At 53.3% G+C, this 22,194-nt stretch carries 16 protein-coding genes; 10 read left to right on the top strand and 6 right to left on the bottom strand.

Annotated elements, in window-relative coordinates:
- Positions 1 to 5: 5 nt before the first annotated feature.
- A complete protein-coding gene (locus tag ABFZ83_RS05035) occupies positions 6 to 2,471 on the bottom strand; it encodes a cyclic nucleotide-binding domain-containing protein (protein WP_411818803.1) in 2,466 nt (821 codons plus the stop codon).
- 355 nt (positions 2,472 to 2,826) lie between these two features.
- Here ABFZ83_RS05035 and ABFZ83_RS05030 point away from each other — a divergent pair, with 355 nt between their 5' ends.
- The 4 genes from ABFZ83_RS05030 to ABFZ83_RS05015 all read left to right on the top strand — a co-directional run bounded on the left by ABFZ83_RS05030 (position 2,827) and on the right by ABFZ83_RS05015 (position 9,581).
- Positions 2,827 to 3,213 (top strand): DUF3307 domain-containing protein, encoded by a 387-nt coding sequence (locus tag ABFZ83_RS05030; RefSeq protein ID WP_411818339.1) that lies wholly within the window; start codon positions 2,827 to 2,829, stop codon positions 3,211 to 3,213.
- A 273-nt stretch (positions 3,214 to 3,486) separates the two neighbouring features.
- Positions 3,487 to 4,884 carry a surface lipoprotein assembly modifier gene (locus ABFZ83_RS05025; RefSeq protein WP_411818338.1) on the top strand — a complete coding sequence of 466 codons (1,398 nt, stop codon included), beginning with the start codon at positions 3,487 to 3,489 and terminating at the stop codon, positions 4,882 to 4,884.
- A gap of 12 nt (positions 4,885 to 4,896) precedes the next feature.
- Positions 4,897 to 7,338 carry a FecR domain-containing protein gene (locus ABFZ83_RS05020; protein ID WP_411818337.1) on the top strand — a complete coding sequence of 814 codons (2,442 nt, stop codon included), beginning with the start codon at positions 4,897 to 4,899 and terminating at the stop codon, positions 7,336 to 7,338.
- A gap of 2 nt (positions 7,339 to 7,340) precedes the next feature.
- A complete protein-coding gene (locus ABFZ83_RS05015; protein ID WP_411818336.1) occupies positions 7,341 to 9,581 on the top strand; it encodes a CHASE2 domain-containing protein in 2,241 nt (746 codons plus the stop codon).
- A 16-nt stretch (positions 9,582 to 9,597) separates the two neighbouring features.
- Here the strand turns inward: ABFZ83_RS05015 and ABFZ83_RS05010 are convergent, their stop codons facing one another.
- On the bottom strand, positions 9,598 to 9,873 hold the full coding sequence (locus ABFZ83_RS05010) for a hypothetical protein (protein ID WP_411818335.1): 276 nt from the start codon (positions 9,871 to 9,873) through the stop codon (positions 9,598 to 9,600).
- 464 nt (positions 9,874 to 10,337) lie between these two features.
- Here ABFZ83_RS05010 and ABFZ83_RS05005 point away from each other — a divergent pair, with 464 nt between their 5' ends.
- Together ABFZ83_RS05005 and ABFZ83_RS05000 are read left to right on the top strand one after the other, a co-directional pair.
- On the top strand, positions 10,338 to 11,036 hold the full coding sequence (locus ABFZ83_RS05005) for a Crp/Fnr family transcriptional regulator (protein WP_411818334.1): 699 nt from the start codon (positions 10,338 to 10,340) through the stop codon (positions 11,034 to 11,036).
- Between the two features lie 6 nt (positions 11,037 to 11,042).
- A complete protein-coding gene (locus ABFZ83_RS05000) occupies positions 11,043 to 11,438 on the top strand; it encodes an STAS/SEC14 domain-containing protein (RefSeq protein ID WP_411818333.1) in 396 nt (131 codons plus the stop codon).
- Here the strand turns inward: ABFZ83_RS05000 and ABFZ83_RS04995 are convergent.
- On the bottom strand, positions 11,425 to 12,456 hold the full coding sequence (locus tag ABFZ83_RS04995; protein WP_411818332.1) for an ACP S-malonyltransferase: 1,032 nt from the start codon (positions 12,454 to 12,456) through the stop codon (positions 11,425 to 11,427). The two genes, ABFZ83_RS05000 and ABFZ83_RS04995, sit on opposite strands and share 14 nt — an antisense overlap.
- An 11-nt stretch (positions 12,457 to 12,467) precedes the next feature.
- Positions 12,468 to 14,669, bottom strand: a complete 2,202-nt coding sequence (locus tag ABFZ83_RS04990) for a thiamine pyrophosphate-dependent enzyme (RefSeq protein ID WP_411818331.1) — start codon at positions 14,667 to 14,669, stop codon at positions 12,468 to 12,470.
- Positions 14,670 to 14,796: 127 nt separating this feature from the next.
- Here ABFZ83_RS04990 and ABFZ83_RS04985 point away from each other — a divergent pair, with 127 nt between their 5' ends.
- The 3 genes from ABFZ83_RS04985 to ABFZ83_RS04975 all read left to right on the top strand — a co-directional run bounded on the left by ABFZ83_RS04985 (position 14,797) and on the right by ABFZ83_RS04975 (position 17,365).
- Positions 14,797 to 15,411 carry a nitroreductase gene (locus tag ABFZ83_RS04985; RefSeq protein ID WP_411818330.1) on the top strand — a complete coding sequence of 205 codons (615 nt, stop codon included), beginning with the start codon at positions 14,797 to 14,799 and terminating at the stop codon, positions 15,409 to 15,411.
- A gap of 92 nt (positions 15,412 to 15,503) precedes the next feature.
- Entirely contained in the window at positions 15,504 to 16,184 is a 681-nt protein-coding gene (locus ABFZ83_RS04980; RefSeq protein ID WP_411818329.1) for a YceI family protein, read from the top strand.
- 2 nt (positions 16,185 to 16,186) lie between these two features.
- Entirely contained in the window at positions 16,187 to 17,365 is a 1,179-nt protein-coding gene (locus ABFZ83_RS04975; protein WP_411818327.1) for a cytochrome b/b6 domain-containing protein, read from the top strand.
- Here ABFZ83_RS04975 and cobT read toward each other — a convergent pair.
- Both cobT and ABFZ83_RS04965 read right to left on the bottom strand, forming a co-directional pair.
- Entirely contained in the window at positions 17,362 to 19,236 is a 1,875-nt protein-coding gene (gene cobT, locus ABFZ83_RS04970) for a cobaltochelatase subunit CobT (RefSeq protein ID WP_411818326.1), read from the bottom strand. The two genes, ABFZ83_RS04975 and cobT, sit on opposite strands and share 4 nt — an antisense overlap.
- An 85-nt stretch (positions 19,237 to 19,321) precedes the next feature.
- Positions 19,322 to 21,403 (bottom strand): M13 family metallopeptidase, encoded by a 2,082-nt coding sequence (locus tag ABFZ83_RS04965; RefSeq protein WP_411818325.1) that lies wholly within the window; start codon positions 21,401 to 21,403, stop codon positions 19,322 to 19,324.
- 258 nt (positions 21,404 to 21,661) lie between these two features.
- On the opposite strand from ABFZ83_RS04965, the gene ABFZ83_RS04960 reads away from it, so the two are divergent.
- The gene (locus ABFZ83_RS04960) at positions 21,662 to 22,189 is read left to right on the top strand and encodes an adenine phosphoribosyltransferase (RefSeq protein WP_411818802.1); all 528 of its coding nucleotides are present in this window, start codon (positions 21,662 to 21,664) and stop codon (positions 22,187 to 22,189) included.
- The last annotated feature ends 5 nt before the right edge of the window (positions 22,190 to 22,194 follow it).

The raw sequence follows: 22,194 nt of genomic DNA, 5'->3' as shown, positions 1-22,194 counted from the left end.
TCGCGTTAATCCGAGCCCTCCCCAGCTAACGAAAGATAATCATCCGGGGACACACGATTTGCAGCCCCCGTTGGGCAGGCCCGAACACAGGCGGGGCCGCCTTTTATGCCTGCGCACATATCGCATTTTACGGCCTTTTTGGGGGCGTCATCGTCGCCTTTACGATGGTTCGAAATCCAATCTTTATCAGGCTGGCCGGGGCCGGGACCAATACCAAATGCAAGCCATGACAAAAGACCGGGCTTCTTTGGCGGAACGGCCTCCATTTGAATAACGCCATAGGGGCAGTAACGCTGGCAGTTACCACAGCCAATGCATTTTTCGTCGATGAACACTTCGCCGTCCGGCCCGCGATGAATTGCGTCCGGCGGGCAGTCGGTCATGCAGTGGGGATGTTCGCAATGCCGGCAAGAGGTCGGAACATGAATATAGGCATAGGAATTACCGGCCTCGCGGTCGAGACGTGAAATACCTTCATGCGCATCAGCGCAGGCTTTTTCGCAATTATCACAGCCCACACACAATGTTTCATCAATGACCAACGCATCCGTCGCTTCAGACAAACCTTGTTCCTCGAGCAGGAACCGCGCCACTGACGTGTGCATGTCAACGACCGAGGAAAAGCTCTCGCGTTTGGCTTCGATATAGTCATTGAGCTTGCGCCGATCCGCGACCAGCCGTTCAACCGATTTATATAGGGTCGGGTTTTCTGAAAGGAGCCGCTCAAATATCTCGCCGGGCAATCGCACAACATCGGATTTTATTGCGGCACGGACGGTTGCGGTCCGCAGACCGTTATAAAAAAGCGCCATTTCACCGACATAATTACCGGCGAGAACGTAAGACAGGAAAACATCTTTCCCGCCAATATGTTTTTCAACGACAACACTGCCGGAACGAATGATATAAATATCGGTTGAGCGTTCGCCTTCGTTGATGAGCGCTTCACCGGCTTTGAAATGTAAAAGCTCCGCTTGATCGATAATCAAGTTGATGCCTTCGCGGGGGAGCAATTGGCCAAATATCTGGCCAACCTGGCGTTCGGTGGAAATGCGGTCCATGCGGCGACGAACACCGGGGACAGACGCCATTAGCTTGAGAGTCGCGTTTCGCGGAATTTCGAGAAGCATGGTTGGCTCGGCCGCGCGAACCGTCGCGGTACGGCGGCGGCCAGAAATCAGACCCAATTCACCGAAAATATTTCCGCTTGGGATCGGGACAGTTTTGCGCTTGTCTTTATCGTCGACTTCGACCGCAACAGAACCATCGACAATCGCAAAAATTGACGATCCGATATCATTCTTTTTAACAACGAGCTCGCCGGGTTTCTTGTAATGAATCGTGGATGACAACAGAAATTCGCGCATTTGCAGCAGCGATACATCAGTGAGAACATCAACGCGGTCCCGAATAAAGGTGAGCCAATCATCGACGCTTCGCTCTTGTGGTGCTTCGCGGAAGAGTTCTTCCAATAGCGGTGTGTCGGGCGGCTGTAATTCGGTGTTTCCGGCAATGAATTCAACCACATCGTGGCCTTGATTCATGCAGTGTTTAATCAAGGGAAAACCGGCAAGCGCGCCGATAATATAAAGGCCGGGTACGGTGCTTTCATATTGCGGCGTCAAGACGGGGAAGGCTTCGCGGTCCGGCCCGGTAAATTCGACGCCAGCGGCTTCGACGAATTTTCGCGGCGGGGCCGCGCCCAGGCGCGCGATAATCCGGTCGCAGGGCAGGCGCGCTTCACCGTCTTTGGTGTCAACAACCGCAACCCAAAGGCTTTCACCTGAGCCGCCTTGTTCGAGGCGGATTAATGATGCTTCTGTTATGAAATCGAGCCGACCGGAATCGCGCGCCGCATATAAAGCCTGAACATTGGCTTCTTTTGAACGCGGAAACCCATCGGAACGTTGCAGAAGCGTTACGACATTGCCCTGTTCCGGGTCAGCCAGCCCAAGCGCGTTTTCGATCCCGGCGTCGCCGCCGCCTATAACGATGATATTTTCGTCGTAATATTCTTTTGGATCGTCGAGTTGATACTGCACCCAAGGTTGATCCGTTCCCGGATTTTTGAGTTTGTTTGGATTACCCTGAACCCCAACGGCCAGGACGAGAAATTCGGCGTTGATGATCTGGCCATTTGTCAATGTCAGGCGAAAATCTCCGACGCTGCCTTCAATCGCAGAAACGTCCGAATTTAGTTTGACATTGAGCTTCAGGCTATCGGCGTCGACATCCCATTGGTCGATAATAGATTCGCGCGAACCTGCTTCGAATTTGATATCAGAGCGGACAGGCAATTGGTCCGGAGTCGCCATAATATATTTGCCGCGCTGATATTTGAAAATTGTGTCGGAGAGGTGATCGGTTTTTTCCAACAAGACATGCGATATCCCACGCGCAGCGGCGCGACCCGCCGCGCTCAGCCCTGCAGGGCCAGAGCCGACTATGGCGATCTTCACGGTTTCCAACAGTTTTCCCACCCCAGCCTTTGATCAGCATATCTAAAATTATTGGTGCGATCCAGCGCAGGCACCGTTTTCGATATGTACGCAAATTGATCGTTTTTATTATCGCGAACCCAATATGCCCGTTCGTATGTAAAGCAAACAACCTATAAAACTATCGTTAAAGCCTTCTTGCGTTCGCGCGGAAGTTGGGCGTAACCTTTTGATTTGGTTTTCGTGTATTGATGTACCGATTAGTTTACTTTTGCAATGCAAACGTGGTCCTATGGCCTACGCAATTGTTGCGCTGCGGTAGCACGAAAAATATTAAGCGCCGAACGATTGTCGGCGAACATCGCGGGGGAGCGATTTTTCAATGGAAATGAGCGATATCCAGTTCGTTTTTATGATGCTGGTTATTTTTCAGGCCAAGCAGCTAATTGGCGACTATCTATTGCAAACCGGATGGATGGTGCGCGGAAAATCAAAATCCGGGCCCGGATTCATAATTCCGCTTTCTGTCCATGTGAGCGTTCATGCGCTGATGACGCTGGCCATAATGCTCGTCTTTAATCCGTCCCTTTGGTATCTCGCGGCGCTCGATTTTGCGGTGCATTTCAGCATGGATCGAATCAAGGCTAGTCCGCGCCTTTTCGGGCGGTACACAGACGTAAACAAGCAATCTTTCTGGATTCCATTTGGATTGGATCAGATGGTCCACCACCTTACGCATTATTTCATTATCTGGAGTTTGGTCTCTTTACGGTGATTTTCCGGGGTGATTTCCGACTTCAAGCAATGGCAATAGGTCAGATGAAATCGGGCCGATTTATTATAGAAAATGGTTGCGACTGCATGGGGCGCGGCGCATAGTCAAATAGAAACTCGGTTAATGCTATTGCAGTGCGAAAAATCCAATTTTCTCACTTTTGTGGGGAAGCGTTAACATATATACGAGCATATAGCGGTTGGACGTTCCTGCTGATTAATCAATCGATTAGCGGTCGAATGTTCATCGAAACGGGCTGGGGGAATACCAATAATGGCAGCATTACGCGGTAATGTTACGGCATCTCTAATCGCATTCGCTTCTTTATGCGTGGTGGCGACCGGATCTGCTAACGCACAGGAGCCAGAAGAATCTGCGCGCGAAGCGGCTGATCGGACGCTAACGGAATCGCTGGAGCGCGAAGATACGCGCCGTGATTATAGCGGCGGAACGATCAGCTTTGAACAAGTTCTAGCGGCACCCGATGATGTACGATTGAACATCGCCTACGCGCGAGATCAGATCGCGGCGGGAGACCTTAAAGAGGCGAGTGCAACGCTTGAGCGGGTTCTACTTCTTGAACCTCAGCTTTACGACGTGCGTGTTCTTTACGGATTTGTGCTTTATCGATTGGGTCTATTTGATCGCGCGCGCTATGAGCTGGAACTGGCGATTGCTAGTGGTACGCTGACGCCGACCATGCGTGCAGAAGCGGAAACCTATCTCAGCCGTATCAAATACCATCAGCGAACAACACGGGGCACATTCACTTTAACGACCGGGATCGAATGGGATCATAACCGGAATCAATCGCCGTCTAGCGGCATTATTCTGTTTCAGGACATTCCCTTTGATGCCAATCCGCGCGTGAGTGATGTCGCGCATGTGCTTTCGCTTCAGGGACGCTTGGTCCACGACCTGGGATCGCAAGAGGGTCACGTCCTCCATGCGGATGCGGGATATTATCGCTCCGATAAATTCGAATTCGATAGTCTCGATCTTGATGCCGTATCTTTAGCGCTTGGCGGTACCTGGTACGCGGGGAACTGGTCGATCACGCCGCGTGCCCGTGGCGGTTTTTTCTGGCTGGATGGCAACGACTATCTGCGCACGCTGGGCGGCGAATTAGAGGTTGCCTATCGGTTTAACCCGCGCATGAAGTCTTTCGCAGCGATCCGTGTCGAGGATGAGGATTTCCGCGCGACACCGGGTTTTGCGTCTGCGGTTGAGCGTTCGGGCACCCGGTGGACGACCCGTGGCGGTATCGCATGGCGGCTTAGTCCGACGCAAACGATCACTGTTGCTGGCCTTTACAGCAACAAGGATGCTGCGCGCACCTATGAGGCCTATGACCGGTATGGCGTCAATGCGCAACATAGTTGGCTTTTGGGACTCGGTGCCTTTACGCAAATTGGTGCGTGGGCTGAGCGTTCAGATTATGAAGCGAATGATCCGTTCGTGTCTGCAAATGTCCGCGAGGAATGGCTTTACCGCGGCAGAGCAACGATCGGCGCTCCCTTGTCACTGTTCTTCCCGGGCGCGCCTGACGGCGTAAAATCCATCAACCTCATCGCGCAATATGAGTATGAGACCGTCGATTCGAATATTGCGAATTATGACTATGACACACACAAGATTTCATTCTTGTTGTCGCGTCGGTTCGCATTTTAGGAGGGCGAGATAATGAAGTACCCAGTATCAAGATCGGCTTTCCTGACTGCAAGCTCAATGATTGCCTTTGTGGCGCTTTCGGTTTCGGCAAATGCCGCGAAATGTTTTGACAAAAATACCGATAACCCAAAAGCGGGAAATGCGACTGCGGTCGTGGGGCCTATCGTTGACCTACGCAGCGAAGATGAAAGCGAGTTCAGCCGGCCTGAAAATGGCGCAGATCTATTTTCTGGCGATCATGTGCGAACCGGTGACGCTTCGCACCTCCAGCTAAAGCTTTGTGACTGGAGTACCTATACATTCTCGCCAAATTCAGATGCGACGATTAACGAGTTTTATGATGCGGCGGGCGCTGGGCGCAGACGCGCGGTCAATTTTGTGCGGGGTGGCTTCCGTTTTGCCTCGGGGCGCGACACGGAACCCGGTTCAACCGAAATTGAGTTGCAAGACACCGGCGTCACCATGGGTGTCCGCGGCACGAATGTCATTCTGGTGGAACTTGATGGGGCAGTTTACGCGCTGCTCGAAGGGCCAATTCGCGAAAATAGTGGGTTGAGCCCACGCGGGCTCGTCGATTTCTGGACCGATGACAATCGAAACGCGATTACAGCGTCATTAAAGCGTCCGGGGTTTGCGGTTCGCATTGATGATAATGGCGTGTCTTTGCCTTTCCGCGCCGATGACGATTTGCTGCGCCGGATTTATCAGGCCTTTGTCCCAGCGGTGCCGGAAGGTGAAGGATCAGACACCGACTATGCCGGTAATCCGGTCAATGAATCAGGGCAGGGCGCACAAGAAGGTGACCCCGCGAGCAATACCTCAAACGATCTCGCGCAAAACGAAGATGAAGGTACGGACCAATATCCGACCGAAACGCCCGGCGAATCTGAAGGGCCGATTGTGCCGCCGCCAGTGGTCATTGAAGTTGGAGAGATTTTACCGCTCGACGCGCTGGAAGATTTCGCTGCCGCGCAGACTGCAGTTGATGGTCACATATTTGCGATCGCCGATGCGCAGCTGTTTGTTGATAACGGTACCGGTGCCCAGCTAGAGGATGAAGGGGTCGCGATTGTTCAGCTAACGGTTGATTGGGCGTCACGGACGATTGCGCCCGAAGCGTTGGCGTCCTTCGTCGTTTTTGATTTTTCCGTGACTGACGCAAGTCAGATAACCCCGGATGAAGATTTCTTTTTCCCGGAGGAAATCGGCAAAGCCTATCTCGACCAGATGATTGCCGATGGCGCTATCCCGTTTTCGGTTGGCGAAAATGATTTCGCGGTCTTCCCAACGCAAATCTATACCTTCACGATCCGTCAGGGGGCGAATGATACCGTAACAGTCGATGTGGACGTCGATGCTTCGGTCACCGATCAACAAGGCACAACCTATAACGGCACGGCAATGTTGACGGATCTTCAGGTCCTACCGGGGTCGGGTGATCTAGCTTATTTCGAATTTCCGCTCGCCAGTGTGCTAACGATTGACGACCTTGATATGGCCGGCATGCAGCGCGGTCCGGGCGCAATATTATTGCGTGGTTCCGGTGCCGGTATGTTGACGACATTGGGTGTTCCGACGGTCGTTGATGGTATCATGGCGGCCCAGATTGAGCTTGATTACGGCAACCGGACCATTGGCGGCGGCGATTCCTATATCGCGTTCACGAGCCCCGCGAGTAATGAAATCGGCGGCGCGACAACCACAAACTATATCGGCCTCGATCAGGCGGTATCATTTGATACCGGGCTTTTCGATCTGGCGTTCTTCCCGATTAATTCTCTTTCAAGTGATCCCGATGTCCTTAAAGGGCAGGCGCTGGTCGCTGACGGTGAAGGTATGGGCTATGCGGATATTGCGGCGCTTTTAGGGGATAGTGGCGGCAATCATTTCTATCGCGAGTTCGAACTTTTTGAGGCATTTGGTTTGTTAGGCAGCAATGCGGTTTCGACAATCGCAGGGCTTGAGGGGCAATCCGGTTTAATCGAATCCGCTTTCGATGTCGCGCAAGGAACCACCTTCCGGTATGAGCAAACTCAGTTCACGGGCCAGCCGGGTGATGCAATTGTCACATTGCCGAATGGTTTGCCGATCTTTGGTACGTCGGAAATCTCTTTGGATATTAATTTCGGTAACCGCACCATCGGTGGCGGCGGGTCTTTCGTCTTTGTAGATGTGGAGGACCCACTTGCGAATTACAGCCTCACACTGTTTGAAGGGATCAATGCGATCAGCTTTGATGATGCGACCGAAGGGCTAGGCGTATTTGGTCTCGATGCTGAAGATTTCGCAGGTAACAACATAAACTCAATGTTGATCCTGTTGCATGATGGCCAAACGGTCGGTCCCGGTGAAAATGCGGATATTTATTTCGATTTCACCGATGGCGCTGACGGTGCCGGTGAGGGCGTTATTGAAAGCATTCCGATCCGGGCCGGCGCAACACCGCAGGGTTGATAATGGCGGGGTGGCGCAAAAATATACTCGGTCCACGCGTTGCCGGGATCTTCGGTGCGATTTTGGCTCTCGCGCTGATTTTTCAGCAACCGACATTAATCAATGTCGCGCGTGACCGTGTTTTCGATCAATTCCAACGCTTTTCGCCGCGCCATTATGACGAAAGCCCGGTTCGGGTTGTCGAGATTGATGACGCCGCACTGGAGCGATATGGCCAATGGCCGTGGCCGCGCCACCGATTTGCAACATTGGTTGATAAACTCAACGAGGCCGGTGCCGCAGCGATTGTCTTTGATGTGATCTTTGCGGAACCTGACCGGACAAGCCCCGGCAATGTCGCATCGGGCTGGCTTGATCGGCCAGAGCTATCGCCAATTAAATCTCAGCTTGGTGCGGCAAATCTCGATGAAGTTGATCACGACCGGCGATTTGCGGCGTCTCTTGCGGCGGCACCGACGATTTTGCATCTAACCGCCCGTGCCGGCGGCTCGGATAGCGATTGCCCACCGGCGCTTTCAAAAGTGCAAGGCATGACAGCGAATGAACTTGCCCGCGTCGCGCCGAGTTTTCGCAATGTCGTGCCGGCTTTGCCAATCTTTCGTGAAGCGGCAAGCGGCGAGGGATTTGCCCGTGCGGCCCTCGCAGATGATGCCATTGTTCGATCCGTGCCGTTGATTGCGCTTGCCTGCGATGGCGCAGAGATTTTCCCAAGCCTCGCGTTAGAGGCGTTGCGGGTCGCGGCACCAAGACTAGATCCGAAATTTGCGCCGACCCCTTTCGTTAAAGCGGCGGAAAAGGGCCCTTGTCGCATCCACGTAACCGGCGTGGCGCAGGAATCAGTTTCTGAAGTCATCTTATGTCGGTTGCGTTTTCCGACGACCGATGATGGACAACTCTGGATACATTATTCCGGGATCGAGAGCGTCATGAAGCGGCGTCTTTCGGTCGTCGATATTCTTGATGGAACGCCCGATGAGATTTCCGATGCGGTGAAGGGCCGGATCGTAATGATCGGTGCCTCAGCTGAGGGCCTGCGCGATGTGCTCGTCACGCCGATGGGTGATGACCGTCCGGGTGTGCATATCCATGCCGAGGTAATTGAACAGGCTTTGGCCGGTGAAACCTTGTTCCGGGCGTGGGGGATCATGCGGCCCATCGAGATCATCTTAGCGCTCATCACCTCGCTATTCTTGTTATTGGTCTTGCCTCGGATTGCTGCGGCGACTGGTTTCGTGATTTGGGTTTTACTCAGTGTCGGAACGATGGTTGGTTCTTATCTGGCCTTTTCCGCTTCGGGTTTATTGCTTGATCCGGTGACGCCCAATCTGGTTTTGGGCGCGTCCTTTCTTTCGGCCTTTGTCATCATGTTCCAGCAGGAACAGATTGCGCGAAAATTCATCCGTGGGGCCTTCGGGAAATTTCTCTCGCCGCTTATTCTTGACCGGCTTGAAAAAGATCCGAGCCTCTTAAAGCTCGAAGGGGAACAGCGAGAAATCACGGCGTTCTTTTCCGATATTCGCGGATTTACCTCGATCTCCGAGGCGCTTTCACCGCCACAGGTGACGGCGATGCTCAATCAATATTTTACGCCGATGACCCGTATCGTCGTCGAGCATAAAGGTCTTGTCGATAAATATATGGGCGATGGCCTTGCGGCGATGTGGAACGCGCCAATTGATGTGGACAACCATCCGGCACAGGCCGCGCGGGCAGCGCTCGCCATGTTGAAATCACTGGATGATCTCAATGCGTCATGGCGCAGGGACAAAGCTCTCGGCTTGCCGGAAATTAAAATCGGTATTGGTCTGCATACGGCCGAAGCCCGCGTCGGTAATTTTGGCTCGGAAGACCATCTCGAATATTCAATGCTTGGCGATATGGTCAATCTCACCTCGCGCCTTGAATCGCTCACCAAGGAATATGGCGTGCCGATCATCATGTCGGAAGACACGCGAAATCGGATACCGGAATTCGCTGCCGTGCCGCTTGGGACGTTCACGGTGAAAGGGCGGAGCGATCCGACCGTCATCTTTGCGCTGATCGGCGATGAAACGGTCGCGGAAAAGCCGAGTTTCCAATCCTTCCGCCAGTCCTTTGAGAGTGCAGTAATCGCCATCGACGAGGCGGAACCCGATCTGGCGCTGGAGCATTTCGAAAATTGCCGCTCTGGCGACACTTTTGGCATCGATCAGGCGATTGAGCGCTTCTGCGACCAGGCCAGAGCGCTGCGTCAGATGAGTTAAGCCCCGATTTAATACTTTAAAGCACTGAAAAACATAAGAAAAAGCCGATTTCCGCGCAGAAGTCGGCTTTTTTGTTAACGAATTGCGCCTGCCTGTGATGCCCGTCACAGCGAGAAATCAGGCCCTCTTCTAATGTCTGTTCATCGGCGGTCGGGAGAGACCGGAACGGGAAACAGGAGAGAAGATCATGGGCGTTATCGAAATCATCATCATCGGTTTCATTGGCCTCAATGCCGCGCTCGGACTTTCTGTCCTCCTTCCGGTTGGCCGTTGATACCGCAGGTCGCGCCAATTGGCCGGCTTGCTACCAGACAGCAGGGGGAGACCGGCGCGTCCCTATTGGGGGAGAGGGACGCGCCGCGCTTCTTGAGGAAAAACAAAGGCTTATAGAAATTTTGCGAAATGCACCGAAGCTGTGACGGACATCACAGCGCGAAATCAGCGGGAGGCGTAATTTCTAATCATCGGCGGTCAGGAGAGACCGGAACGGGAAATGGGAGAGAAGATCATGGGCGTTATCGAAATCATCATCATCGGATTTATCGCACTGAATGCAGCCCTTGGTCTTTCAAGCCTGATCATGCTGAACCACTAACCGAACGCCCCAAGAGGTCATGGCCCGCCCCGCCATGGCTTCTTAACTGAAACGGCGCGTCCTTTGGGGGAGGGGCGCGCCGTCTCTTTTTGGGGGCTAGCGCGACAAGCGAGTATAACTCTAATAAGCTGGTAGAAAGCCAAGGGGAGTTATACGAACGCGTGCCAGAAAACAGCAGTTTGATTTGGGAATTGAAACGTCACCCGTTTTTTGAGGCCTTGTCTGACGACAAGCTCACCGGGCTGCTTGATGCTGCGCAAACGGTGGTGTTCGCTGCGCGGAAACAGATTTTCGCCCAAGGGGATGAAAGTGACTGCCTTTACATCATTCTCTCTGGCCGCGTGAAAATCAGTGTCTTTTCCGATGGCGGCAAAGAAACCGTTCTGGCCTTTATGGGCGAGAATGAAGTGCTCGGTGAAATGGGTGTGTTTGATGGCGGTCCGCGCTCGGCTTCTGCGAGTGCGCTTGAGAAAACCCGTGCGCTGCGCCTTTATCGCCGGGATGTGCTCGATTTTCTGGAGCGCAATCACGGCGTCGCTCTTCAGATTATTTCGGCCCTTTGCAAGCGCCTGCGCCACACCAACTTTTTGCTTGAAGATATCGCAACCCTACCGGCAGCGCCGCGACTGGCGCGGGCATTGCTCCGAATTGCGGAGGTCTATGGCCACACAGATGACGATGGCGCGCTGCAAATTGATATGAAATTGTCTCAGGGCAATTTGGGGGCGCATGCGGGGATGATGAGAGAGAACGTCAATCGACAGCTTAAAATGTGGGAGGCCGAAGGGCTGGTGCGCCAGGAATCGGGGATCATCACGCTGATAAAACCCGAAGCCCTCAGGCATATTGGCGAGGAATAACCTCCGATGATGAATATCAGGCGTGACGACACCCATGGCTATATGGAGATCGAACTATTCGGCGCTTATCAGGTCGAGCGTATGCCCGAGCTTGTGGAGAATATGCGCGAATTAGCGACCCAGCATCGTTTTATCAGCTGGCTTGAGATACATCACGGCAAACCGCAAAATTTGTTTTCCGCGATGATGAAAACCGCGAGCGCAAGTGAAAATCCCGATGACTATGCTTTCGTCAGACAGATGCGTAAATTTGCATTGGTCAGCGATAATCCGGGAATCATGTTTCGGATTTTCGAGTTATTCGCACGCGGATCACATATCAAACTAAAGATTTTCCCGATGCATGAACGCGACCGGGCGCGGCTTTGGATCGAAGAGCCGCACCAAACTACGCAGTCGTAAGCCCGCGTTGGTCTTCGCGGCCCATCGCCAACAGGTAGGGGCTTTCCTTTTGAAGGGCCGAGAAGTCTGATTTCGACGTAAGCCCTTTCCAGCGATGGCTGATCAACTCTTGTGCGATCGGCGCGCCCAAGGTCGAACCCGGTCCGGCCAATATCAGGCAATCAGGCGCGAATTCCTTTATCGCGACCTCGATGGACTTTGAGAAATCATAGGTCTCAACGATCTGATCACCGAGTGTATATTGATAAAGCGCATCAATATCGCTGCCGCCGTTCGACCAGATTTTACCGCGGCCATCTATCATCGGTATGTCTGGCGCATGGAAAAGGTCTTTACCCAAATGGCTGAAAGCCGCTTTGGATACATGGTCAAGAAGCGGCGTGTGGAACGCGGCGTGACGCGCGAGGCGGAATGGATAGCGGCCTTCCGCTTGTGGTAGCGCTTTTTCCATTGCGCTCATGCCCGCTTCATCGCCCGCGAGAACGGCCATGCCGCCAAGCCGGATCGAAAGATAGGCATGTCCTTCGGTTCGGCCTGCATGGAGCGCTTCGCCGATGGCCTTTTCGTTGGCTTTGCTTGGCTTCCATTGCTCATCGACAAAGGGGTAAATCAGCTGACCGCCTACGCCTTCTTTTTCCATCAATGCGCCCATCGTATCGACGAGGCGAATGGCATTCGCGGGCGGTAAAGCATTGGCCGCGGCGAGCGTTAAATACCAGCCAAGTGAATTTCCGCATACGGCCGTAATATCAAACTCATCGCGGTCGATGCTGGCGAAGTCCGCCAAGGCGCAGGTGTAAATCAAGGCTGAAGCATTGACGCTCGACGCATGTTTTGATGCGGCGTAGGATTTTGCATTATCAAGCTCGGAGATTGGCGTCCGGCCAGCATCGCGCCGCCATTGATCGACACCGGCAATGAACGCTGATTTATCGCTGTGATACCGGTTCAGATAGCCAAGCTCGTCTTTGCCATAGGTGCCCCGTCCGGGAAAAATAACGACGGCTGATTTTTTCATTGGTTTGCTGCCTATTTCTTGCCGGTGGCCAACAGGTTTGTCGCCGCGTCGATAATGTCGTCAACGCTGATCAAGACTTCGTCCGCAGCGGGGCCGAGGGGGATAAAGGTATCATCGCCATTGATCCGCGCGAGATTGTAATTGCTGTTCCGGTCGCTCAGCTGTGCGATAATTTCTTCGCTTGGCGAGCCTGACTTTCGGCATTCATCGACAACCAAAACATTCTTGCATTTGCCAATAGCGGCAATTGCACTTTCCATCGGCAGCGGCGTCAACCAGCGTAGATCGACGATCTTTACAGAGATGTTTTTCGCTTTAAGCGCATGTGCTGCGCGCTGCGAAAGATAGGTGCCATTCCCATAGGTGAGGATCGTAAGGTCTTTGCCGTCACCAATGACGTTGACGTCACCAAGCTTCGCGTCGCCGGAAATGTCATTAAAGGTGGCGGTCATCAGGCCGTCACCATCTTCGATCAGATCTTTGGTGCCATAAAGCGCAATCGGCTCCAGAAAGACTACGACACGCCCGTCTTCGCGTGCAAGCCGAAACGCTTCGCGCATCATTTTGACGGCTTCTTGGCCGCTTGAAGGGACCGCGAGAATAATTCCCGGAATATCGCGAAATACGGCGACGGAATTGTCATTATGGAAATGCCCGCCAAAGCCTTTTTGATAGGCAAGGCCCGCAATCCGCACCACCATCGGGTTTTTATATTGACCCTTGGAGAAGAACGATAGCGACGCCGCTTCACCGCGTAGCTGATCTTCGGCGTTGTGCACATAGGCAAGGAACTGAATTTCCGGGACCGGAACAAATCCATTTTGCGCAAGGCCGATTGCCATTCCGAGAATGGATTGCTCATCGAGGATCGTATCAAAAACCCGGCTTGGACCGAACTTCTGCTGAAGGCGCGTGGTCGCGCCGTAAACGCCACCTTTTTTGGCAACGTCTTCGCCAAAGACGACCACATTTGCGTCGCGCTCCATCTGCTCTGCCAAAGCGAGCGAGACAAGGCGCGAGAGATGTTGCGGCTCGCTTTTGGCGCGGCTGTCATCTGGCGCTTTCGGCATCAGCGTGCCTTTGCGCATTGCGCGTCTCGGTGCTTTGGGCGGGATCAGGGCTTCACAAACATCTTTGCTGCTTGTGAGTTTCGGGCGTGTGGTCGCTTCTTCCATCGCGCGATAACAACGGCCCATAATATCAGCATAGAGATTGATAATGTCATCGCGTGACATCACATTGTTTTCGATCAGGCGGCGCGAAGTATGCAATAATGGGTCCTGATCCGCCTGGCGCTCAATTTCTGATTTGTCGCGATAGGCGCTTTCAACGTCGGAACCGGCGTGTCCCATCAGGCGTACAGTCCGCAGGTGGAGGAAAACCGGTTTGCGTGCGCCGCGTGCACACCATTCCGCTTCGCGGGCGGCGCGCATGGCATCAACTACATCGCGGCCATCGCCAGCGATGTAACGAAGACCGGGGCGGTTTGCATAATTTGCGGCGATCCATCCATCCGGCGTTTTTACCGAAATACCAATGCCGTTATCCTCGCAGACATATACGAGCGGAAGCGGCAAGCCGCGATAACCCGTATGAGCGGCCGCATTGATCGCGCCAACGGCGGTTGAATGGTTTGCAGATGCATCACCAAACGAACAAATCACCACGCTGTCAATCGGCATTTCCGGATCGGGTTTCTTTTGCGTGCGGGCGAGGGCGACTGAAAATGCAGCACCCATCGCCTTTGGCAAATGCGATGCGATGGTCGAGGTTTGCGGCGGTATAAAAAGCGATTTTGAACCGATGACTTTATGCCGGCCGCCGGAAATCGGATCTTCCGATGATGCAACGAACGACAACGCCATATTCCAGATGGGTGTTTCGCCCGGCACTTTGCGTGCGCGCTCAATGTAAAATGCACCGCTGCGATAATGCAAAAACGCCATGTCACTGACACGGAATGCATGCGCGATCGCGGCATTGCCTTCGTGGCCTGAACTGCCGATCGAATAAAAGCCGCGGCGTTCGGCACCCAAACGGCGGGCTTGCAGGTCTAGACAGCGGCTTGTGAGTTGGCTCTCAAATAGGGAAACAAGGTCTGTGCGCGATAAGCCCGCGTCCTCCAATGAGGTTGTGCTCAGGGCATCGGGCAGGCGATTGTCCTTGAGCCGTGCCAGAAAACCATCACCTGATGCTGCGATTGCCCCCGCCATATAGATTTCCTATCGTAAAAATTCTATCCGATATGCGAATTTGAATTTCATCGCAATAGCTCTATCTCCTATCAAACCAATTTGGTTTGCCAAGTAGTGCGCGTTGAATAGCGATAGGAGAAAACTGTTGAATTACCCAGAATTAGGCGATGATCTGCCAGCGGCGCATCAAAGTGAAGAAACGCTGACATTATTGCGTCAGCGCCGGTCGACGACCGCGGATTGTTTGGGCGTGCCAGGCCCGGATGCGGAAACGCTTAAAGATATTCTGACAATCGCCGCGAGGGTTCCCGATCATCGCCGGGTTGCGCCGTTCCGTTTCATCGTTTTTGAAGGTGAGGCGCGGGCAAAATTTGGTGAGGTCTTGAAAGAGGCTTTCGTCGAGACAAACCCTGACGCATCTGAAGATAAGATTGCGTATGAGCAAAATCGGTTTCAACGTGCGCCTGTGGTTATTGCGTTGATTTCCAGCGTCAACAAAGATCACCGTACGCCGGAATGGGAACAGGTTCTGACGGCCGGTGCGGTAGGGCAAAACCTTTTGCTTGCGTCATGTGCCTATGGGTTTGCTGCGCAGTGGCTGACGGAATGGTATGCTTTTGACGAGCGAATCGAGAAAGCGCTGTCATTGACGGCAGATGAAAAGATCGCAGGTTTTATTTATATTGGAACTGCGACGCAGATGCCGAAAGAACGTGGTCGTCCGGATATGAGTGCGCTTGTCTCGCATTATCAGGATTGATCAAAATCAGGTGAGGTGGGCGGCAATTACGTTGAAAATTTGCAAGCCTACAACCTTTTAAAAACCGACTTTTGAACCAGAAGGAAAATATCATGACTTTTCTGACTATGAGGAACGCCGGGATATCGGCTGTCGCAGCATTTGCGATTGTCGCATGCGGTGAGGCGTCGACCGAAGCCAATGCTGAATCACCAAAGCCAACTGAAACACCGAAAGCTGAAGAAAGCACAGACGCGGCCCCGACTTTTGATGCTGTATCGGGCATCTATGTGACCGACCCAACCCATCGTTACATTACTTTCTCCTATCTTCACCAAGGTTTGTCGCGGCCAATGCTTCGTTGGCGCGAGTGGGAAGGCACGCTCGACTGGAATGCGGAAAACCCGACGGAATCTTCTGTAGACGTAACAATCGATGCAACTTCAATTGACTCGGGCGTTGATGTTTTTGATGGCCATCTGAACGGCGACAAATTTTTCAACACGGCGGAATATCCGGAAATTACTTTTGTCAGCACCGATGTAAAATCCACCGGCGCGACGACGGGCGAGATTACAGGTGACCTGACAATGATGGGCGTTACCAAGCCGGTGACCTTGGACGTTGTCTATAATACGAGTGCCTTTGACGAACGGAATAACGTTTACAAAATTGGTTTCTCAGGCACGACGCAAATTAAGCGTTCTGATTTTGGCCTCGGTCTTTATGTTCCCTATGTCGGTGACGAAGTCGATATCCAGATCGAAACCGAATTTAACATGGCTGCTGAATAGTCATGTCGACAAACACCGAGCGATATAACGCTGTCGCGGTTGCCCTTCATTGGGCAATCGCGATTCTCATAATCGGTCAGATCGCCGGTGGTTTATACATGCACAATTTGCCGAATAGCTCGGCAATTAAATTCGACCTCTATCAATTTCACAAATCTTTTGGGCTGTCTGTCCTTATCCTGACCATTGTTCGGTTGGGATGGCGGTTGTCCCACCGCGCGCCCGCACTTCCGAGCGCAATGCCGCAATGGGAAAAGCTGGTGGCCCGCGCAACCCATTGGGCGTTTTATGGCCTGATGGTGTTAACGCCCCTTGCTGGCTGGGTGATGGTCAGTGTTTCGCCCACCGACATTCCGACAAAATATTTCGGGGTAATCCCGGTACCGCATCTACCGTTTTTTGGCGGCGTGGTTGATCGCGAAGCGGCAGAAGATCTCTGGAAAGAGATTCACGAATATCTCGCCTTTACGATTTTATTCCTTTTGGCACTTCATGTCGGCGCTGCGCTGAAACACCATTTCTTCAATAAAGACGGGGTGTTGCGCTCGATGTTGCCCTTCGGTGCGAAAAGCTGGGGCGGGATCGCCGCTATTTTCGGCGTGTTGGTTCTTGGGTCTTTGGTTTATCTCGCGGTGCCGAGTGTGGCCAGCAATAATGCGAGCTTCGAGCGCGTCGAAGGCGGTAATTGGGCCGTCAATTATGATGCGAGCACGCTTCGCTTTATCGGCGAGGAAAAAGGCAAGCCCTTTACGGGCGAGTTCCAACAATTTAGCGCGAATATCAATTTCGACCCGGAAGCGTTAGACCAGTCCGTGATCGAAGTGACCGTTGCAACGCCGTCTGCAACGACCGGTGACAGCCTACGCGATTCCAATATTCCCTCGAAAGAATGGTTCGATACAAAGTCCTATGATCAGGCCCGCTTTACCTCGACGGAAATCCGGCAGATTGGCGATGACCGCTACGCGGCGCATGGCGTATTGGCGATCAAATCTTTCGAGCAGCCAATCACGCTTGAGTTTGAGTTGACGATTGATGGCAACAACGCGCGCGCCAATGGCGGCGTTGATTTAATCCGTACGAATTATGGCCTCGGCGAAAATGACGACTGGCTCAATGAAGAACAAATTGCACTCAATGTCCGGGTAGAATTCACGATCGAAGCGACGCGCCGCAATTAAGCGGCGCGGCCACGGCGCGATTTATCGCTGGGCGGATTTTCGTCGAATAGCTCGGCGAGCTTATCAATCATGGCTCCGCCTAATTGATCCACATCGACGATAGTCAGAGCCCGTTGATAATAGCGCGTAACATCGTGACCAATCCCGATCGCAAGCAATTCAACCGGTGAACGGGTCTCAATGAAATGGATCATCTCGCGCAGGTGTCGTTCAAGATAAGCACCGCCATTGGCCGATGAGGTCGTGTCATCAACCGGTGCGCCATCCGAGATCACCATCATAATACGGCGCGCTTCGGGTCGGCCCAAAAGGCGGTTATGCGCCCACTGCAACGCTTCGCCGTCGATATTTTCCTTGAGGAGGCCCTCTTTCATCATCAGACCGAGCGATGTACGCGATCGGCGCCAAGGCGCATCTGCGGGTTTGTAAATCACATGGCGCAGATCGTTTAATCGGCCCGGGTTTTTCGGTCGCCCTTCGGCCATCCATTTCTCGCGCGATTGGCCGCCTTTCCAGGCCCGGGTCGTAAAGCCGAGAATCTCGACCTTAACGCCGCAACGCTCAAGCGTCCGTGCGAGAATATCAGCGCAGATCGCCGCAATCGTAATGGGCCGCCCGCGCATGGAGCCGGAATTGTCGATGAGCAAGGTCACGACCGTGTCGCGGAATTCTTGTTCCTGTTCCATCTTATAGGAAAGCGGCTGCATCGGATCGACAACAATCCGCGCAAGGCGCGCCGCATCGAGCACCCCTTCATCAAGATCAAATGACCAGCTTCGGTTCTGCTGCGCCATCAATTTCCGCTGTAGCTTGTTCGCAAGCCGCGCCACCACCGCATGAAGATTTTCAAGCTGGCGATCGAGCGATCGGCGTAAGCGCGCCAGTTCTTCGGGGTCACATAGATCGACCGCCTCAGCGATTTCGTCATATTCGGTGGTAAAGGCGTGATAGGCCGCGCCGCTGTCGCTATCGAATTGCGATTGCAAGGACGAGATCTTGGCGTTTTCACTTGCGCCGTCATCATCCTCCATGTCGGTATCCATTTCCTGTTCCGACATCTCGGTCTCGCCGGGGTCAGCGTCGCCCGAACCCGGGTCTTCGGGCATTTCATCAGGGCCGGTTTCGTCATCGCCCTCATTTTCGTTTTCGCTGTCTTTATCGTCGTCCTGATTATCTTCGGCGCTTTGCTGGCTTGTCTGGTCGCCTTGATCATCATCGTCGAGATCAAGGACGTGAATGAAATTCCGCGCGAGCGCCGCGAACGCTTCCTGATCGTCGAGATTGGCGGCGTTCGCCATCGCGTCGAGCGCATCTCCGGCGCGCGCTTCGAGATCTTCGCGCCATGCGTCCATAATGTTTGATGCAATGGCCGGTGCCGCACGCCCGGTCAGGCGTTCACGCAATAAAAGCGCAGCAACATCCGGTATTGGTGCGCTGTCCGATGGGCCAAGCTGTTCATAGCCTTTGTCGCCAATTGCTTTGGCCAGCGATGCGGCAAGATTGTCGCCCACGCCCTTTAAGGCGATATCGCCAATCGCTTCGCAACGTGCATTTTCAAGGGCGGTGAATACCGCCCGGGCTTCCGCGCCATTCGGCGCAAGACGCATATGGGCCTCCGGATCATGATGGGCGAGGCGAAGCGCCGCCGCATCACTTTCGCCGCGCGCAATCGCAGCGCTTTTTTTGTCGATAACCCGCGCCGGCAAAGGAATACGCGCTGATTTACCCTGAACCTGTACATGGTCTCCGCCAAAGGCGACTTCGACATCATGTTGTGCCGATAGCGCCCGTGCAGTCTGGAGCAGGGCGCGTTTAAAACCTTCGCGGATTTTCTCTTTATCTGTCATGGGCGGGATAATAGGCGCGGCCAAGCGAATTCCCAAGAGGGCTTTTCACCTCACCCACCATAGAAAAAGGCCCCGAACATGCGGGGCCTTAGACGTATTTGGTGAGTGATTACCAGATTTCGACGCGGTCTTCCGGCGGGAGATAGAGATCATCCTCTTCGGTAACGTCAAACGCGTCGTACCAGGCGTCCATATTGCGGACGACACCATTCACCCGATAGCGGGCCGGGGAATGTGGGTCACTGGCGATCTGGTTTTTAAGTGCCTCTTCGCGAACTATGCGTTTCCAGACTTGCGCCCAAGCCATAAAGAAGCGCTGATCGCCCGTATAGCCATCGATGACCGGCGCTTCCTGACCATTCAGCGAAAGCTTGTAGGCGTGATAGGCCATGGCCAGACCGCCCACATCACCGATATTCTCGCCCATGGTGAGTTTCGGATTGATGAAGAACCCGTCAATCGGCTGGTAGCTCGCATATTGTTCGCCAAGCTTATCGGTGAGCTTGCTGAAATTCTCCGCGTCTTCTTTTGTCCACCAATCGCGCAATATTCCGTCACCATCGGATTTGCGGCCCTGATCGTCAAAACCGTGTCCGATTTCGTGACCGATCACCGCGCCAATGCCGCCATAATTAACAGCAGGATCAGCATGCGGATCAAAGAATGGCTCTTGCAGAATTGCCGCCGGGAATACGATTTCATTGCGTGGCGGCGAGTAATAGGCATTCACCCGCTGCGGGTTCATACCCCATTCCGTTTTATCAACGGGACCGCCCAGACGAGAGATCGAGTAATTCCATTCAAAGGCGACCGCATTGCGCGCATTTTCATAGGCTTCGCCCTCGGTCACGATAAGACCGGAATAGTCGCGCCATTTATCAGGGTAGCCGATTTTCGGTGTGAATTTTTCCAGCTTCGCATGCGCTTCGGCTTTGGTCGCTTCACTCATCCACGGAAGGTCCGTGATCCGCTCGTCTAATGCGCGACGCAGATTTTCGACAAGATCCTGCATCTGCTCTTTGGATTCCGCCGGGAAGTATTTTTCGACATAGACCTTGCCGACCGCTTCACCGAGGGCACCATTGACCGCAGCGACAGCACGCTTCCAGCGTTCACGCTGTTTTGGTGTGCCGCGTAGTTCGGTATCGAAAAAGGCAAAGCTTGCTTCATCAAGTTCGGTCGGCAGTACGTCCGCGTTTTCACGTAAAAGGTGATATTTCAGATATGCCTTCCATGTTTCTACTGGCGTGTCGGCATATATCTGCGCGAGATTTGCAATCGCGTCATCCTCGCGCACAACAAACTGCGTCTGATCGGCCAAACCGGCAGATTCGAGCATGGCGTCCCAAGGAATGCCGGGCGCGAAGCTCTTTAACTCGTCGATCGATTTAAGGTTGTAAGTCAGGTCGCGATTACGGCGTTTCGCTGGTTCCCAATGAACTTCGGCCATGCGCGTTTCGAGATCCATGATCGCGCTGGCTTTCGCCGCCGCATCATCGACACCGCCCAGCGTTAATGCCTTTTCGATATAGGCCACATATTTTGGCCGTTTATCCGCAAATTTGGCATCGAGATAATAATCGCGGTTCGGAAGGCCCAGTCCATATTGGGTGAGATAGGTGATGTATTGATCGGTCTTTTTCGAATCGACCGAGATAAAGGCACCCACAGGTGACATTGCGCCAATCCGCGGATCACCCATCGCGCGTGCGACATCTTCATGGGTATTCAGCGCATTGATCTTGGCAAAGTCGTCATCAAGGACGGAAAAGCCTTTTTCGTTGATTGTATCCACATCGGTATAGGCCGCATAAAAATCGCCGATTTTGTCTTCCAGTGATCCTTCCGGCGCATTCCCCGATGCTGCTTCTTCGATGATTTTTTTCACCCGGTCCTCTGAACGCTCAAACAGAACAGTGAAGGAGCCGTAATTCGAAAACTCATCCGGGATTTCGAATGTTTCGAGCCACTTCCCGTTGACGAATTGATAAAAATCGTCGCCCGGATCGACATCGGCATCAATATCCGAGAGTTCGACGCCCCAATCGCCTAATGCGGCGCCCAAAGCGGCGCTTTGTTTTTCGGTGGTGGATGGTTCAGATTTTTCTGTAGCCGGGTTGTTCGTATCGGTGTTTTGGCTACAGGCGGCCAGTGATAGTGCAGCAACGCCGCACAACAGGATCTTTTTCAAGATAATCTCCTCGCGTAATTCCGGTCTATTTATATAGGCTTCGTTCCCCAGAAATAGATTTCGTAATTTGATTTCCAAGTGCAAGAGGCGCGGGACAAAGCGTTTCCGCGCGGCGATGAGCCGACCGGCAGATAGGGAAATACATTGAAATCATTGCTCCGGGTCTTTTTTTGCAATGCCGAAAGCCGACTTGCCGGGGTGCAGCGATTCCGCCATTGTGGGCCGGAATTTGACACGCCAGACATAAAGGAAGACCACATGGACCTGAAATCCGTAATCCGCACCATTCCGGATTATCCAAAACCAGGGATCATGTTCCGCGATATCACCACCTTGTTGACCGACGCACGGGGCTTCCGGCGTGCAGTCGATGAATTGGTGCAACCATTGGCGGGCGCGAAGATTGACAAAGTCGCCGGTATCGAAGCGCGCGGATTCATTCTGGGCGGGGCCATCGCCCATCAATTGTCAGTTGGCTTTGTGCCGATCCGCAAAAAAGGCAAATTGCCTTATGAAACGATCGGCGAAACCTATGATCTCGAATATGGGACCGACGAAGTCGAAATTCATACGGACGCCATAGAGAAGGGCGAACGGGTTTTGCTGGTCGATGATTTGATCGCAACGGGCGGTACGGCAATGGCGGCAATTAAACTGGTCGAACGGGCGGGGGGCGATGTTGTTCTTTGTTCTTTCGTTGTCGACCTACCTGATTTGGGCGGTGCCGATAAATTACGCGCGCTCGGTAAAAACGTGACGGCTCTGGTAGAGTTCGAAGGCGAGTAAAATGC

Origin of the sequence: Hyphococcus formosus (assembly GCF_046736345.1) — a bacterium.
Taxonomy (GTDB): Bacteria; Pseudomonadota; Alphaproteobacteria; order Caulobacterales; family Parvularculaceae; genus Hyphococcus; species Hyphococcus formosus.
Note: the sequence above shows the minus strand (reverse complement) of the source record. Positions and strands in the feature narration are given on the sequence as shown.

Excerpts from the sequence above, each read along its gene's own strand:
- ABFZ83_RS05030 (WP_411818339.1), top strand. The coding sequence starts at position 2,827 with ATGAGCGATATCCAGTTCGTTTTTATGATGCTGGTTATTTTTCAGGCC.
- ABFZ83_RS05025 (WP_411818338.1), top strand. The coding sequence starts at position 3,487 with ATGGCAGCATTACGCGGTAATGTTACGGCATCTCTAATCGCATTCGCT.
- ABFZ83_RS05020 (WP_411818337.1), top strand. The coding sequence starts at position 4,897 with ATGAAGTACCCAGTATCAAGATCGGCTTTCCTGACTGCAAGCTCAATG.
- ABFZ83_RS05015 (WP_411818336.1), top strand. The coding sequence starts at position 7,341 with ATGGCGGGGTGGCGCAAAAATATACTCGGTCCACGCGTTGCCGGGATC.
- ABFZ83_RS05000 (WP_411818333.1), top strand. The coding sequence starts at position 11,043 with ATGATGAATATCAGGCGTGACGACACCCATGGCTATATGGAGATCGAA.
- ABFZ83_RS04995 (WP_411818332.1), bottom strand. The coding sequence starts at position 12,456 with ATGAAAAAATCAGCCGTCGTTATTTTTCCCGGACGGGGCACCTATGGC.
- ABFZ83_RS04990 (WP_411818331.1), bottom strand. The coding sequence starts at position 14,669 with ATGGCGGGGGCAATCGCAGCATCAGGTGATGGTTTTCTGGCACGGCTC.
- ABFZ83_RS04980 (WP_411818329.1), top strand. The coding sequence starts at position 15,504 with ATGACTTTTCTGACTATGAGGAACGCCGGGATATCGGCTGTCGCAGCA.
- ABFZ83_RS04975 (WP_411818327.1), top strand. The coding sequence starts at position 16,187 with ATGTCGACAAACACCGAGCGATATAACGCTGTCGCGGTTGCCCTTCAT.
- ABFZ83_RS04960 (WP_411818802.1), top strand. The coding sequence starts at position 21,662 with ATGGACCTGAAATCCGTAATCCGCACCATTCCGGATTATCCAAAACCA.